This window comes from Ferrimonas sediminum (assembly GCF_900100175.1).
Lineage (GTDB): Bacteria > Pseudomonadota > Gammaproteobacteria > Enterobacterales > Shewanellaceae > Ferrimonas > Ferrimonas sediminum.
Genome location: NZ_FNEM01000003.1, coordinates 1 through 14,074, shown reverse-complemented (window position 1 = coordinate 14,074; position 14,074 = coordinate 1). Strand labels below are relative to the sequence as shown.

14 protein-coding genes and 1 tRNA gene are annotated in these 14,074 nt (G+C 56.1%); 6 read left to right on the top strand and 9 right to left on the bottom strand.

Features of this window, described 5'->3' with window-relative positions; genetic code table 11:
• Positions 1 to 76: 76 nt before the first annotated feature.
• A tRNA-Ser gene (locus tag BLT77_RS04435) sits at positions 77 to 167 on the bottom strand.
• Positions 168 to 444: 277 nt separating this feature from the next.
• Here BLT77_RS04435 and BLT77_RS04430 point away from each other — a divergent pair.
• Positions 445 to 690: a DUF2164 domain-containing protein gene (locus tag BLT77_RS04430; RefSeq protein ID WP_090362720.1), complete on the top strand. Its 246-nt coding sequence runs from the start codon at positions 445 to 447 to the stop codon at positions 688 to 690.
• Positions 691 to 755: 65 nt separating this feature from the next.
• Here BLT77_RS04430 and ylqF read toward each other — a convergent pair whose 3' ends face one another.
• Positions 756 to 1,676: a ribosome biogenesis GTPase YlqF gene (ylqF, locus tag BLT77_RS04425; protein WP_090362717.1), complete on the bottom strand. Its 921-nt coding sequence runs from the start codon at positions 1,674 to 1,676 to the stop codon at positions 756 to 758.
• Between the two features lie 188 nt (positions 1,677 to 1,864).
• Here ylqF and BLT77_RS04420 point away from each other — a divergent pair, with 188 nt between their 5' ends.
• The 3 genes from BLT77_RS04420 (at position 1,865) to BLT77_RS20585 (ending at position 2,980) form a co-directional block, all read left to right on the top strand.
• A complete protein-coding gene (locus BLT77_RS04420) occupies positions 1,865 to 2,308 on the top strand; it encodes a MaoC family dehydratase N-terminal domain-containing protein (RefSeq protein ID WP_090362715.1) in 444 nt (147 codons plus the stop codon).
• Positions 2,309 to 2,318: 10 nt separating this feature from the next.
• Positions 2,319 to 2,744: a MaoC/PaaZ C-terminal domain-containing protein gene (locus tag BLT77_RS04415; protein ID WP_090362712.1), complete on the top strand. Its 426-nt coding sequence runs from the start codon at positions 2,319 to 2,321 to the stop codon at positions 2,742 to 2,744.
• Positions 2,745 to 2,845: 101 nt separating this feature from the next.
• Positions 2,846 to 2,980: a hypothetical protein gene (locus BLT77_RS20585; protein WP_281241959.1), complete on the top strand. Its 135-nt coding sequence runs from the start codon at positions 2,846 to 2,848 to the stop codon at positions 2,978 to 2,980.
• Between the two features lies 1 nt (position 2,981).
• Here BLT77_RS20585 and BLT77_RS04410 read toward each other — a convergent pair whose 3' ends face one another.
• The 5 genes from BLT77_RS04410 to BLT77_RS20375 form a co-directional block, all read right to left on the bottom strand.
• On the bottom strand, positions 2,982 to 5,081 hold the full coding sequence (locus BLT77_RS04410) for a PepSY domain-containing protein (protein WP_090362709.1): 2,100 nt from the start codon (positions 5,079 to 5,081) through the stop codon (positions 2,982 to 2,984).
• 69 nt (positions 5,082 to 5,150) lie between these two features.
• Positions 5,151 to 7,274, bottom strand: coding sequence for a TonB-dependent siderophore receptor (locus BLT77_RS04405; RefSeq protein WP_090362707.1), 2,124 nt, complete (start codon positions 7,272 to 7,274; stop codon positions 5,151 to 5,153).
• Positions 7,275 to 7,541: 267 nt separating this feature from the next.
• Positions 7,542 to 8,858 (bottom strand): aminopeptidase P family protein, encoded by a 1,317-nt coding sequence (locus BLT77_RS04400; RefSeq protein WP_090362704.1) that lies wholly within the window; start codon positions 8,856 to 8,858, stop codon positions 7,542 to 7,544.
• Entirely contained in the window at positions 8,848 to 8,940 is a 93-nt protein-coding gene (locus BLT77_RS20645) for a hypothetical protein (protein WP_218126897.1), read from the bottom strand. Before BLT77_RS20645 ends, BLT77_RS04400 begins: the two co-directional genes overlap by 11 nt.
• Entirely contained in the window at positions 8,937 to 9,128 is a 192-nt protein-coding gene (locus BLT77_RS20375) for a hypothetical protein (RefSeq protein WP_218126896.1), read from the bottom strand. The genes BLT77_RS20645 and BLT77_RS20375 overlap by 4 nt, the downstream gene beginning before the upstream one ends.
• Positions 9,129 to 9,604: 476 nt before the next feature.
• On the opposite strand from BLT77_RS20375, the gene BLT77_RS04390 reads away from it, so the two are divergent.
• Positions 9,605 to 10,603 (top strand): helix-turn-helix transcriptional regulator, encoded by a 999-nt coding sequence (locus tag BLT77_RS04390; protein ID WP_143026555.1) that lies wholly within the window; start codon positions 9,605 to 9,607, stop codon positions 10,601 to 10,603.
• A gap of 1 nt (position 10,604) precedes the next feature.
• On the opposite strand, the gene BLT77_RS04385 is transcribed toward BLT77_RS04390, so the two are convergent.
• Both BLT77_RS04385 and BLT77_RS04380 read right to left on the bottom strand, forming a co-directional pair.
• Entirely contained in the window at positions 10,605 to 11,513 is a 909-nt protein-coding gene (locus BLT77_RS04385; protein WP_090362698.1) for a LysR family transcriptional regulator, read from the bottom strand.
• Positions 11,514 to 11,786: 273 nt separating this feature from the next.
• A complete protein-coding gene (locus BLT77_RS04380) occupies positions 11,787 to 13,019 on the bottom strand; it encodes a DEAD/DEAH box helicase (RefSeq protein ID WP_090362694.1) in 1,233 nt (410 codons plus the stop codon).
• Between the two features lie 182 nt (positions 13,020 to 13,201).
• On the opposite strand from BLT77_RS04380, the gene gmhB reads away from it, so the two are divergent.
• Positions 13,202 to 13,747 (top strand): D-glycero-beta-D-manno-heptose 1,7-bisphosphate 7-phosphatase, encoded by a 546-nt coding sequence (gene gmhB, locus BLT77_RS04375; protein ID WP_090362690.1) that lies wholly within the window; start codon positions 13,202 to 13,204, stop codon positions 13,745 to 13,747.
• The last annotated feature ends 327 nt before the right edge of the window (positions 13,748 to 14,074 follow it).

Below are 14,074 nucleotides of genomic sequence, written 5' to 3'. Positions count from 1 at the left end.
GGGCTCATTCACCCTATCTCACTTTCTTCGAGCGCAGAACAGCAAAAAGCCCGCACTAGGCGGGCTTCTTTATGTATGGCGGAGAGATAGGGATTTGAACCCTAGAAGGGCTATAAACCCTTGCCGGTTTTCAAGACCGGTGCTTTCAACCACTCAGCCATCTCTCCAACGGCGCGAATCATAGAAAATCCTGGTGGGCCTGTAAAGGGGCAATGGGTTCGTTTGACCAACTCCTGAGCAGAAAGGGGCGTCTCAGATGGGTATTTAGTCGTTTTTGGCTGTGACTGGTGACACTTTAGCCGCCATTCCCAATGTTGGCCGTTTCTGTTGGCTCCAAGATTCTCTGGGGGCGATGACTGCCGCCATCCGCTATGTGTAGCTAAAGTGATCTTATTGGTGGTCCAGTGGTAGAGTAGCGGTTTTACGATCTATTGAAGGTGTTCGATGAAACCACTCTCCCTTTCCCCCGATGAGCGTGCGCCGATGCTGGATCAGTTGCAGGATTATCTGGCTGATGAACTGGGTATGGAGCTGGGGCAGTTTGAGGTGGAGTTTCTACTGGATCAGATGATTAAGACACTGGGCGCCAAGTTCTATAACCAAGGCCTGGAGGATGCCAGAGTGGCCATCCTGGCGCGGATGGAACTGGCGACCGAGGTGGTGTATGAAATGGAGCAGCCTCTCTCTTAAACTGCCTGTAGAACGACAAAACCCGCATCACGCGGGTTTTGTTATTTTTAATCTTGGCACCGGTGCTATTTGCGGCGCTTGCGCTTCTTGGCTTGCCGGAGTTCCTCTTTTTTCTCTTTTTCGATCGCTTCCTGCTCGGCTCGAATCAGTTCTTCCGCCTGCTCTTTCTCTACCATCTCCGGAGTCTCCAGGGTCAGGGGACCCAGAGAGCCGGCCCGCAGTTCGTGCAGCAGGATCTCTGATACCTTATGCAGATCGGCCACCCCTCCGCGCCGCATGCAACCGCGTTTTGCGGCGATGGCATCAAGAACGGCAATGTCATCGTGGGGCAGTTCGTCCAGGTTGTAGCGTTGGCATAACTGATCCGGGTAAGCCGTGCGCAGGTAATCGGCGGCGAACAGGGCCACCTCTTCGTACTCCACCACGGTGTCTTTGATGGCACCGGTGGTCGCCAGGCGGAACCCACACGCGGCCGGGCTCAGCTTAGGCCACAGAAATCCGGGAGTATCATGCAATACAATGTGCTCGGGCAGCCGAATGCGCTGTTGGGCTTTGGTGACCGCCGGCTCGTTACCGGTTTTGGCAATGGTGCGTCCGGCCAGGGTGTTGATCAGGGTGGATTTACCGACGTTGGGAATGCCCAGAATCAGGGTGCGGAGCGGGGTTTTCGGCACTGTGGTTTTGCACAGATCCAGCAGGCTTCGAACCTGAGCCTTGTTTTTCTGGGTCAAGGCGATGGTTTTAACGCCATTTTCCTGCTCCAGATACGCCTGCCACCGAAGTGTCAGTTCCGGATCCGCCAGGTCGCTTTTGTTCAGGATCTTAATGCAGGGGGTATCGCCTCGCAGTTTAGGAACCAAGGGGTTTTCACTGCTGAAAGGAATTCGGGCATCCAGCACTTCGATGATCAGGTCAATCTGTGGCATCAGTTCGGCGATCTCTTTTCTCGCCTTATGCATGTGGCCTGGGAACCAGTTAATTGCCATGGTGGAAATGCTCTTTGCTGCTTGGAAAGGGCGATATTTTACGTGATCCGCTAAGGTATTGCTCGTCTATTTGGCCGGGCTCACGGTATTCGGGGCACAATATCGCGACGACTATGCGCAAATTGGTCATTTGATTTTTGGTTAAAGTTCAGCACTATGTAAAGTTTAGGCAAAAAAAGGAGCAATGGATGCTCGATACCACCCACATAGGACACCGCTTTCCCCCTTTTCGGGTGCCGCTGGAAGCGGGGAGACTGGCGTTTTTCTGCCGCACCATCGGTGAAACCAATCCGCTCTATTTCGATCTGCAGGTGGCCCGCGAGGCAGGCTTACCCGGGGTAATGATGCCACCTACCTTCCTGTTTTCACTGGATCTGGAGTCGCCGCAGGCCTGGCCGGTGCTGACTCTGCTGGATATGGACATCGCCAAAGTGCTTCATGGGGGCCAGGAGTTTGAATACCTGAAGCCGGTGTACAGTGGTGACAGCATTGAAGTGCACTCTCAAGTCGAGAACATTGTTGCCCGCAAAGGGGGGCGATTGGAGTTGGTGGAGCTGCAAAATCACTATCTGGATCGGGCCGGAGAAATGGTGGCCCGCGCCAAGGTAACCCTGGTGTACTGCAATGATTAAGGAGAGTGCCATGACAGATTCCCTAGCGGTGGGCACAGTGTTGCCAGAACTTGCGTTGCCGCCAATCCGACGCAGTACGCTGGCGCTGTTTGCCGGCGCCAGCGGCGATCACAACCCCATCCATATCGACAGTGATTTTGCCCGGGAGGCGGGTCAGGAAGACGTCTTTGCCCATGGTATGCTGTCCATGGCCTATCTGGGAAGAATGTTGACCAATTGGCAACCACAGGCACAGCTTCGACGCTTCAAAGCCCGGTTTACCGCCATTACCCATCTATACGATGTCGTCTGTTGTCGCGGCGAGGTGGTTGAACTGTCTCAGGTGGGGGAGGAGTGGCAAGCTCGCTGCAAGTTGGTGGTGGTCACTGAATCAGGCACTCAGACCGTCATCGGCGAAGCCTGGGTCGGGCTGCCGCAGCAGGCGATGGATGACTGACTTTGACACTCTGGTTCGACAGCGACGGTCGGTGAGAGGGTAAGCCGGACCCGGTTCCCGAAGCTACGTTGAAGCAGATCTTTGAGTTGGCGTAGCTGGCGTTGTCACTGGATCAGAAACTGGGCATTTTGTTGGGTGTGACCTTTGGTCAAGAGAAGGCCGATGCCCCGGCCAATGGTGCCCGCACGGTGCGGGCACCATTGGTCGAGTCGGTGCAGTTTATTGGCGCCGGCTGAATCAGAACAGATCTTCCCGGTAGCGACCCTGGGCTTTCAGCTGCGCCAACTTGGTTTGGGCCTGGAGCTGGGATAACCCCTGGCCTTGATACAGCTGGGTCAGGGCTGCGCTGATGCCACCGCCAAGCGCCAGGTGGCCACACACATAGAGCACGGCGTGTTTCTCTTCCAGCCAGTGCAACAGGGTGTCGCCTTCGCTGAGTAGCCGATCCTGAATGTAAACCTTGTTATCCTGATCCCGGGAGAACGCCAGATCCAGGCGGTCGAGTTCGCCGCAGACGAGGCTCTGCTCTATCTGCTCCTGACACAGGAAGTCGCCGCTTTGATGACGGTTGCCAAACAGCAGCCAGTTGTCGCTCTGAGGGCGCTGCTGCAGGAAGCCAAGAAAGGGGGCAATGCCGCAGCCGGTGGCCACCATGATCATCGGGGTGTCATCAGCGGGCAGATGAAACCCGGGATTGTCGCTAATACGCCCCTGAATCTGTTGACCGACATCCAGTTGGCGACACAACTCATGAGACATAGTGCCATAATGGGTTTCGGAGTCCTGCTGCCATTGATGCAGGGTAACGCACAGAGAGAGCAGCCCTTGTCCGGGCGCCGAAGCGATGGAGTAGGCTCGCTCTTGGCCACAGCCCGATGGACGCAGTTTCAGCAGGTCGCCGCAGTGGTAGGAAAGAGAGGGCGGTACTGAGAACTGCAGCAGCCAGGTTTCCCGAGTATCGCCCAGTCCCTTATCCAGCCGCTGTTTGTGGGTGAGTGTCAATGGGTGAGTCTGAGCCGTCGGTAATGGTGCGCTGTGGCCCTCTCCCATCCACTGGCTCCAGCTCTCGGACGGGTCACCATCGGCTAACCGCATGGGTTGCACCAGGTTGGCACCACACTCCTGTAGGGATTGATTTATCGCCTTGGCGGCTTGGCAAAACTGAGGATAACGGCTGTCACCCAGTCCCAGCAGTGAGTAGGCAACCTCGCTGAGATTGACCCCCGGCAGGGCGTTTAGAAATGCCTGCCCCTGTACCGGCATGTCGCCATCGCCACAGGTGGCCACCATCAGTCGTACCGATTCCCGTCCTTTGAGATCCTCTGGTGTCAGGTTGGCCAGTGAGGCCAGTTGCACATTCAGGCCGCTGGCCGTCATGGTTTCAGCGGTATGGCGGGCCAGCTCTGCAGTGGACCCGGTCTGGCTGGCAAAGGCAACCAGGTGGCTGGGGCCCTGGGCCGTCGGGCCCGGTCTGGCCATGCGCCAGCGGCGCAGCCAGTTGTAGAAGCCGGTAAGCAGCATTGTCAGCGCCGCCAGCGATAGCAGGGCGTACAGCACCGAGGCGGGCCGGCCGCCAAAGCTGCCATCGTGCAGCACTCGAACCCAGCGGGTGGGTTGCTCACTGGGCTGCGCTTCGCTGTCCGGATGCCATTGCCAGCGCGTGCCCTGCGGGTCCTGCCAGGACAGGGTGTAACCGTCGGCAGCGTCTCTCACCATGCGCATACTTGCTATCGGCTGAGTTTCCAGTCGGGCGAATGCCTCCGCCAGACTGAGTTTATCGGGATTGGCCTGCGGCGGCTCGCCTCGGGGGCCATGGCCCTGATACAGCATCAGCAGACCGGTAATGACGACTACCAACATCAGGGGGGCGCTGTACCAGCCCAGGCTGTTGTGCCAGCCCATGGCACTGTTGGACCATTTGGGGCGGCTCAAAAACAGCCCGCTGAGGGTGAGTGCCAGCATCGCCCAGGTACTGGCTTCCACTAACCAGCCGGCGTCGATGAGCAGGTGTTTGTGCAGTCCCTTGGCAAAGCCCAAAAGCTGGAACTGCCAAGGACGCTCTGTGGGTTCACCGGTAGCCAGATCCCGGAACTGACGGCTTTTCTGACCCTGATAACTGACCATGATCAGGTTGTGGTCCGGCAGGGCTACGGCAAACCGAAGGGGGCCATCCTGTTGCAGGCGTTCCACAGTCTGTTGCATCTGCTGCGGCGTGACCGGGTCTGTGGCGGGTGACGTAAGCAGTGGCACCAGAGCCAGCAACAGCCCGGAGAGGATCACCAGCAGCAGTGGCAGGGCCAGCAGGGCGGCGAGGTAACGATGAAGCTTGGCCAGCATGGGGGCTCCTTTATATGGCACAAAAGCAGGCCACCGTTTCCGGGGGCCTGCTGAATCGCTGGGGAAGGGTTAAAATGCGAACTGGGCCGACAAGCGGAAGTTCCTGCCATCGCCAATGGTGGCGTCGGTGTTGGTGCCACCGGCGATGTAGTTTTCATCGAACAGGTTTTCAACATTGAGACGTAGGTTCATCTCAACCTCTTTGACGGTCAGTTTGTACGAGGCGCCGGCATCGATGCGTAGGTAGGCGTCCTTGGTGATGCTGTTGTCGATGGTGGCAAAACGCTCGCCCTCATAGAAGGCGCCCAGGTTAAAGGCCCATTGGTCATTCAGCTTGTAACGGGTCCAGGCCGATGCTGACCACTCAGGCGCATCCACCGGCGTATTGCCGGACAGGTCGACGCCATCCTCGGTGGTGATGTTCTTATACTGGGCATCCAGGTACATGACAGAGGTCATCACAAACCACTGCTGGGACAGCTGGCCCTGAGCGGAGAGTTCGGCGCCTCGATGCTGCTGCTCGCCGCCCTGGGTGGTTCGAGTGTCAAATTCCGGGTTGCCTTGCAGAGTTTCTGTGGTGGTGACGTTGGTTTTGGTGATGTCGAATAGGGCGCCGTCCAGTAACAGGCGGCCGCCGGCGAGTTCCCACTTGGTGCCCAGTTCCCACGACTCGCCGGTTTCCGGATCCAGGTTCATGCCGTCGTTGGCGTCTCTGGGGTCAGCCACTTCGCCTTGGGGCTGGAAGCTTTCCGAGTAGCTCAGGTAGACGGTGCCATTTTCTGCCGGGTGGTAGATGGCACTCACTTTGGGAACGAATGACTCACTGTCGTTGCCACTGCCGTCTTTGCGCTGGATATCGTAGCGACCGCCCAACAGCAACTGCCAGTTTTCATTGAGGGTAATCAAATCCTGCAGGTAGAAGCCGTAATACTTGTATTCGGACTCATACTTAGTGCTGTCGTTGTTGTAGTCCAGGTCCGGTCGGGGTGGCAGTGATTGGCCCGGAATGTAGGTTTCGGTGTCGCCTTTGTCTCTTAGCTGGCCATAGTAGTAGTCCAGCATATTGGCTCCGATCAGCAGTTGATGCTCGGCTCCCAACGCGGTAACGGTGCCGTTGAAATCGGCGTAGTAGGTTTTGTACTGCCAGTCGTCGTAGCGATCGAAGGCGGTGTATTCGTAGCGACCGTCGCTGTGGCCTTCATCCCTAAGGCGCATGTATGAGTCGTAGCTGGGAGAGGAGTCCAGTCGCTGCCGGGAGAACATCTGATGATTGAAGCCCAAAGTGGCGGTCCAGTTCATACTCAGGTACAGATCCAGATCCAGGCCATAGTTTTCGACCTCGTTATCGGTAAAGGCCCAGGGCATGTCCCAGATGGTGCTGTCGTCGCCGATAACACTGCCGTCGTCATCCAGCCAGGCACCCCGATCGATGCCGGTCTTATCTTTGGTGAGGTCGTAGTGGGCAGATAACATGCCCCAGTCTGACAGGTCGTACGCCAGCGCCAGCGCGCCGAGGAAGCGATCGCGCTCCTGGCTGCTGCCATCCTGGTACTCGCGCCAGTATTCGGCATCTTGTTTGACCAACGTAGCCCGGTACCTCAGAGTCTGAGCTTCATTGAGGGCACCACCGGCATCGGCCTGAAATCGGGTTGAGCCATACTCGTCCACATCGAAGGCAAATTCGTACATCGACTCGACGGTGGGTTTCTTGGTGACCATGTTGATCAGGCCTCCGGGGGCGGATTGGCCGTAGAGCATGGAGGAGGGGCCCTTCAGAACTTCAATGCGCTCCAGTGTCTCAATGGGGTGCACATAGTGAGACCAGGCTTGCTGGCCATTTCTAAGATAGCCGCTGCCTGAGTCCAGTTCGAACCCACGCAGACTGAACACTTCCCGGTTCCACTTTTTAGAACCGGCGGTCACACTGGCATCGTTGATCAATACCTCGCCCAGGGTCGTGGCCAGCTGTTCGTCGACGATGATCTCCGGAATCACGGTCACCGACTGTGGGGTATCAAGCAGAGAGACATCGGAGCGCATGGCGCCTTTGGCTGTGTCGGCCTTGTAGTTATCGAAAGTCACTCCGGTAACCACCATATTTTCATCCACCGGCTCTGTGGTCTCCGCCAGGGCAGGCAGGGTGCCTAAGACTGAGGCAATGGCAAAACAGAGTGGGGTTTTAGCAACGAACATTCCGATCTCCTGTCGGTCAACAGATAGGCGTAGGCGCCTGAATTCTTCGCGATAATGTAAATGAGAATGATTTTCGGTGCTATTGGTGCGAGTGGTGGCGAATGAGAGTTGTGAGCGGGATCACTGTTAATGGTGCTGATAACCATTCGTATTTGCGCCTTTGCCGTAATCGGCGCAATTCGGGTAGGGATATTCGATTCAATGCACTGGTTTTTCAGAATAATTTTAAGTGAGGATGAGGCCCGACTTTATAGTCGGGCTTGGGGGTCAGGCCATCAGTGCTTCAATCTCCTCAATGGTGCGGGGAGCATTGGCAGACAGCACCTCGCACCCGGTTGGGGTGATTAGGATGTCATCCTCGATGCGAATGGCAATGCCACGCCACTTGGGATCGACACTCAAATCCTGGTTGGAGAAATAGAGCCCGGGTTCAATAGTGAGCACCATACCGGCCTCCAACCGCCGCCACTGCCCCTGACGATCGCGATAGGGGCCAACGTCATGAACGTCCAGCCCAAGCCAGTGGCCGGTTTTGTGCACCGTATAGGCTTTGTGGCGCTCTTGCGCCAGGGCGTGTTCTTCAGGCCCGCTGAGTATGCCCAGTTCAATCAGGCCACGGGTGAGCACTGTCATGGCGGTGTCGTAGAGCCGGTTCCAGGTTGCGCCGGGCCGCGCCTCGGCAATGGCGGCATCGATGGCACAGAGAACCAGTTGGTATAGCGTTTTTTGGGCGTCATTGAAGTGACCGGACACCGGGTAGGTGCGGGTGATGTCGGCGCTGTAATGACCAAACTCTCCACCAGCATCGATGAGTAGCAGCGCCCCGGCTTCCAGGCGATGGTTATTGTGATCGTAGTGAAGGCACATGGCGCGTTCGCCTCCCGCCACAATGTTGGGGTAGGGATCACTGACGCAACCGTGGCGAGCCAGTTCCAGGTTGAACTGCGCCGACAACTCGGCTTCATTGATCCCCGGGCGCAAGTGAGCAATGACCTGGCGATGGGCCGAGCAACTGGCATTGATGGCGGTACGCAGTTTCTCGATTTCATGGCCATCCTTGATGACTCGCATCGGGTGCAGTACGCCAGCCAGTGGCCGAAGGCTGCGGTAGTATTTGATCTCATCAAAGCCGGCGTTGTGACGCTGCTGGTTACACCATTGCCACAGTGAATCGCTGTATTGATCCAGCTCGTCGCTGATAAGGATGTCGGTTCGATCCTCGAGCAGTTCCGGTAAGCGCTGTGCCAGTTCATCCAGGCTGTAGGCGGCGTCGGCGCCATATTGATGGATGCAGCCCTCGATACCAGCCCGCTCGCCGTAGCTGGTTTCCTGGTACGCATTTTTAGGGCGGCTGAACATAATGAAAGCCAGTTCGTGTCCCGGACGAAGCAAAGCCACGGCGTCGGGCTCCTCAAAACCAGTCAGGTAGAAAAAATCTTTATCCTGCACGAAACGGTAGTTGATGTTTTTTGAGCGTGGGCGCTCCGGGTAGGCCACCAAAATGATGGCGCCGGCGGGGCCAATGCTCTCCATTAGCTGCTGGCGTCGGTGCAGGTGGACCATGGTATGCCCCTCATTGATCATGGTGTTGTCTCCAATAGCTGGCTACCTGTTTGGCGGCAGCCAGATCCTCTAAAGCATGGCCGACGGATTTGAACAGGGTCAACTGCTGGTCATCGGTTCGTCCTGGATGTATTTGTCGGCAAAGGTCGAACGGTCGGCCTTAATATCTGAGTCTGTAATGATCCCGTGTAGCAGAGGTATCACCAGATCGCCGGTTTCTTTCAGCGCTCCTTGGCGAGTATCGACAAAGGCCTGGCATCGGCGCACCGTTTCGTCGGTGGCTTCCCTCATGTCAGGTCGGTAGGCACCCACCCACCAGGTCCAGGTGCTGACCGGGCCTTAACCAGTGTCCATCAACCAAAGGCTTGCGGGCCAGGGTAGCCACCGAGATGACGTCGGCCTCCAGGTGGCTGAAATGGTGCTTGCAACTTTTGCATACAATATCCCTTTTTGCAGGGTACTGCTACTTGTGCTGTAAGTCACGGGGAAAAGTGAGCTGAAAAAAAAGGAAGCGCAGAGGCTTCCATAAGGGTCGTTCAAGGTTTGGTCAGATCTGTGGTGAATCTGTACAGTGAATGTAGTTCTGTAAGCTTTCACTGTCATCTACCATCTGGTATAAAAATCATACAGATGAACTGGAACGTTCGAACTTCCCGATGCAAACGGAATTGATCAGACTTATCTATCATGCTGTCGAAGAGCCACGCTTGTGGCAGGAGGTTCTCAGACGCATTGCCCGTCACAGTGATTCGACCCACTGTTTTCTGATGTCCAGAAATAGCCTGGACAGTCAGCCATTGGGCTTTTTTGAATACGGTTTTCAGGGCAACCATTTTGAAGACTATCAAAACCATTTCTATCAGGTGGATGTCTGGAGTCAGGCGTTGTTGCCTCACCAGGACAACCGATTTCATCCCAGCCACCAGGTGTACGATGACAAGCAGTTTCTGCAGTCGGAAATCTACTGCGATTTTGCCCGGCCCCGGGGCATTCGCCATTCTATTGGTTGTCTGATTCATCATGAGAACCAACTAATTACTGAGCTTGGCTTTATGCGTAGTCAGGGCCAGTCCCATTACAGCAATGAGCACATTTGTGCCTCCAACCATTATGTGCCCCATATAGAACAGGCGATGAACATGGCCGAGCGTCGGCAGTCGTTGCTGGCAAAGTGCGATCAGATGACCGCGGTGTTCGATGCGCACTCATCTCCGTCGTTCCTGTGTTCGGCAAAGGGGGTCATTCATTATCAGAACCCCGGTGGCGTCGAGTTTTTACAGCACTCCGGGTTGTTCCGGGGACTGGAGGGGCAGTTGTGGTTTCGTAACACTGAGCACCAGTTGACTTACAACCGCCTGTTGCATGAAGCGGTTGCCTTTGTGGACGGTAAGCGGCCGGTCACCCCCAAACGCAGTCTGTTGAGTTACAGCGGTGGGGCTGTCTGGTTGATAGTGAAACCCTGGACCTGGTCCAGTACCGGAGTGTGGGGGCTGCAGGAAAACTGCGGGGTGGTGGTCAGTTTTGAGCCCTGTGTCTCCAGCACGCAGCCTCAGCCAGGCTGGATTGTACAACTGTTCGGACTGACGCTGGCCGAGGCTGAAATCTGCAGTGGTTTATGCATTGGCCATACCGTAGATGCCATAGCCAAGGAGCGTGCCGTCTCGGTGACAACGGTTCGCCAGCAGATAAAAAGTTGCCTGAGAAAGACCGGCAGCAGCACCCAGGGGCAGATGATTGCCAAAATCTTGTTGCAGCTTACCCATTGATTCAGGCTTCGTCTGTTGGGCTATCAGAGAAGGACAACTCTTTAGATAGCGCCAGCAGCGCCTGGGCGGCGGGGGTCAACGGCAGTGATTGGCGCCAGATCAACGCCAGATCCCAGCTAAGCGCCGGTGCCATGGGCCGGAATTCAAATTGCTGGGCAGGCAGTTTATGGCAGATAGGCGCCGGAAGCAGGGTGATGCCCATATTATTTTCCACCATGGTGGCGAGAAAGTCCCACTGACCGCTGCGAAAGGCCACATTCAGATTAACCCCGGCTTTCTGGCTTAAGCGGGTAATCAACTGGGCCAGAGAGAAGTCCTCGTTATACAGCACGAAAGGCTGATCTTGAAAATCCTGCCATTGCAGTGTGGCTTTTTGTGCCAGAGGGTGGCGTTTGGGCAGGCAGGCCCACAGCGGGTATTGGGTCAGGGGTTGACTGCAAAGCTGCTCGGCATGGGTCACCGGCAGTGCGGTAAAGGCGATGTCCAGACTGTCGGACAACAGTGCCTGCTCACAACCAAAACCGCCATGTTCGGACATGGTCAGCTCAATGCCCGGATAACGTTGGCGAAATTGTGACAGCAGTTCAATCACCAGGCTGCTCATCATCGGGCATATTCCCAGGCGCAGTGTGCCGGACTTCAGGCAGTCCAGGCTGCTGAGATCCTCTTGTAACCGGTGCCACTGACCAATGATCGCCGTGGCAGATTGCTGCAGGCGCTGGCCGGCCTGCGTTAGGCTAATACCTTGATTGTTCCTCAATAACAGCGGAGTACCGAGGCTTTCTTCAAGTCGCTGGATCAGTTTGCTGAGGGTCGGTTGGGTCAGATACAACTCTTGTGCCGCCCGAGTGTAGTTGCCGCATTTCACCAGTACCAGAAAACAGTGCAGCGCCTTGATGGATGTATTCATGCCTAAATGGAATTCAATCTATGGGATTTATTCATTTTACTCATTTAGGCAGTGCGGGTAAATTCTCATCCCGTATGAGAGCACGTTTGGAGAAGAGAGATGAGTTCGTATCAAGGTTTGTGGGTGAGTGCTTTATGGCGGACGGTGGCTCCTGTAGCCAAGGAGAATGCTGAAACGCCGGAGTCGGCTACCCCACAGGCTGCTCAAACGCAGGACTGATCATCCCTCTAATAGTGTTTTTGCCCGCTGATTCAGCGGGCTTTTTTTTACTTGTTAACGGCGACGGTTGCCGGTGCGGCCGCCCTGGGCGCGTTTCTTAACGCGGCGACGCTGGGCGGTGCGACTGTTTTTGCGATGGTCTTCCACGGGCTTGCTGAAATCGGGTTCAAAACCAGGCAGCCATTGCTGCGGCAATCGCTGATCCAGGACTGCCTCGATCTCTTCCAGCAGGTACTCTTCCCCCGGGCTCAGGAGGGAGATCGCCAGACCCGTGGCGCCGGCACGGCCACAGCGGCCGATGCGGTGCACGTAGTCTTCGGCAATAAAGGGCAAATCCACATTGATGACGTATTCCAGTGAGGTAATGTCGATGCCACGGGCAGCCACATCGGTGGCAACCAGCGCGCGTACGCTGCCCTGTTTAAACCCCTCCAAGGCTCGGTCGCGGGCCCCCTGAGATTTATCACCGTGAATGGCGTCGGCGCTGATGCCGTCTTTCACCATCTCTTTGGCCAAGGCATCCGCTCCCTGACGGGTCTTGGTGAACAACAGTACCTGGTGCCAGTTTTTACTGCCGATGAGGTAAGACACCAACTCCCGTTTGCGGTCCGCGTCCACGACATAGACCTGTTGGTCGATGCTGACTGCGGCGCTGTTGCGGTTATCGACTTCGATGTGAACCGGATCCGTAAGCCAACGATGACTCAGTTTAAAGATACTGTCGTCAAAGGTGGCGGAGAACAGCAGCGTCTGTCGCTGGCGGGGAAGCTGGGCCAAAATCTGCGAGACCTCCTCCTTGAAGCCGAGATCCAGAATGCGATCCGCTTCATCAAACACCAGGTGCTGCACCTGAGACAGAGACAATGCCCGCTTAGAGAGCAGATCCAGCAAACGGCCCGGCGTGGCAACCAGCAGATCGGCGCCGCCTTTTAAGGCTTCTATCTGCGGTCGTAAACTGGTGCCGCCATAAACGGCAACGGCGGTCAGCGGGGTGTGACGGGCATAGTGACAGACGTTGCTGTACACCTGTTGAGCCAGCTCCCGCGTGGGCACCAGGACTAAAGTCCGCAGGCTGGGGCCCGTTTGCGCCTGGTTGAGCAGTTGATGCAGCAAAGGAAGCGTAAAGGCTGCAGTCTTGCCGGTGCCGGTTTGAGCGCCAGCCATCACATCCTTGCCTGCCAGTACTTCAGGGATGGCTTGAGCCTGAATGGGAGTGGGAGCCTGATAATTAAGATCAGCCAGGGCTTTTAGCAACGCGGGGTGCAGAGAGAGTGAAGAGAAAGTCATAGCCGTTCTTTGGAATGTAAAACTGCGGCGCAGTGTAGCAGAAAGCCACCGGGACTGTCTCAGTAGGGCCCCACATTCAGACCCGCGCCCGGGCAGGTGGGGTGTCACTGCCTTGTACTGGTCTTCTAAATGACCATAATGAGCAAAGCATTAGTGATAAAGACAAAAACAGGACAATAAGCATGCGCAAAACGGTGTTTTTAGACCGGGATGGAGTGATCAATGTGGATCATGGCTATGTGCACCAGATCGATCAGTTTGAGTTTCTTCCCGGCGTCTTGAGTGCATGTCGTCGATTGCATGAGGCGGGCTATGCCCTGGTAGTAGTGACCAATCAATCCGGTATTGCACGGGGCTATTATGATGAAGCCCAGTTTGCGCACCTGACCCAATGGATGAAGGAGCAATTTAATGCCGCTGGTGCTCCGTTGACCGCCGTCTATTATTGCCCCCATCATCCAGACAAAGGCAACGACCCTTATGTTCGCGATTGTGATTGTCGCAAGCCAGAGCCGGGCATGTTGGTGGCTGCGGCGCAAGCTTACGAGCTGGATCTGGCCCGCTCCTATATGATTGGGGATAAACCCAGCGACATGACCGCCGGCCGTCAGGCGGACGTCAGTGGTTGTGTTCTGGTTCGCAGCGGCAAACAAGTGGAGAGCACTGAGGGGGCCGATGTTGTGGTCGAGGGCCTGCAGCAAGCCGCAGACTGGGTTCTTAAGCAGTAGTTGAGCCTATCAGTGTGAGTCAATTGGCCCTGAATCGAGAGGTGCTGGTTAATAATTGCCCGCTTGATTGGAATTGATGATTTTGAGGTTGCGCTTTCCTTTTTCGTCCCTATAATGCGCTTCCTGTCGACGGGGCACAGCGGCTTACTGAGTAAGGCACTGAGCAACAATTCGACACTCGGAAAAGCCTTTGAAAATAACGCTTGACGGGAAATGAGGAAAGCGTAAGATGCGCACCTCGCTTCGGCAACGAAGCAACGTTCTTTAACAATTAGTCAGACAATCTGTGTGGGCACTCGCGCAGGATTGATATCTCATATATCAATG

Coding starts and splice junctions, on each gene's coding strand:
- BLT77_RS04430 (WP_090362720.1), top strand. CDS start 445: ATGAAACCACTCTCCCTTTCCCCCGATGAGCGTGCGCCGATGCTGGAT.
- ylqF (WP_090362717.1), bottom strand. CDS start 1,676: ATGGCAATTAACTGGTTCCCAGGCCACATGCATAAGGCGAGAAAAGAG.
- BLT77_RS04420 (WP_090362715.1), top strand. CDS start 1,865: ATGCTCGATACCACCCACATAGGACACCGCTTTCCCCCTTTTCGGGTG.
- BLT77_RS04415 (WP_090362712.1), top strand. CDS start 2,319: ATGACAGATTCCCTAGCGGTGGGCACAGTGTTGCCAGAACTTGCGTTG.
- BLT77_RS04410 (WP_090362709.1), bottom strand. CDS start 5,081: ATGCTGGCCAAGCTTCATCGTTACCTCGCCGCCCTGCTGGCCCTGCCA.
- BLT77_RS04405 (WP_090362707.1), bottom strand. CDS start 7,274: ATGTTCGTTGCTAAAACCCCACTCTGTTTTGCCATTGCCTCAGTCTTA.
- BLT77_RS04400 (WP_090362704.1), bottom strand. CDS start 8,858: ATGATCAATGAGGGGCATACCATGGTCCACCTGCACCGACGCCAGCAG.
- BLT77_RS20375 (WP_218126896.1), bottom strand. CDS start 9,128: ATGAGGGAAGCCACCGACGAAACGGTGCGCCGATGCCAGGCCTTTGTC.
- BLT77_RS04390 (WP_143026555.1), top strand. CDS start 9,605: ATGTCCAGAAATAGCCTGGACAGTCAGCCATTGGGCTTTTTTGAATAC.
- BLT77_RS04385 (WP_090362698.1), bottom strand. CDS start 11,513: ATGAATACATCCATCAAGGCGCTGCACTGTTTTCTGGTACTGGTGAAA.
- BLT77_RS04380 (WP_090362694.1), bottom strand. CDS start 13,019: ATGACTTTCTCTTCACTCTCTCTGCACCCCGCGTTGCTAAAAGCCCTG.
- gmhB (WP_090362690.1), top strand. CDS start 13,202: ATGCGCAAAACGGTGTTTTTAGACCGGGATGGAGTGATCAATGTGGAT.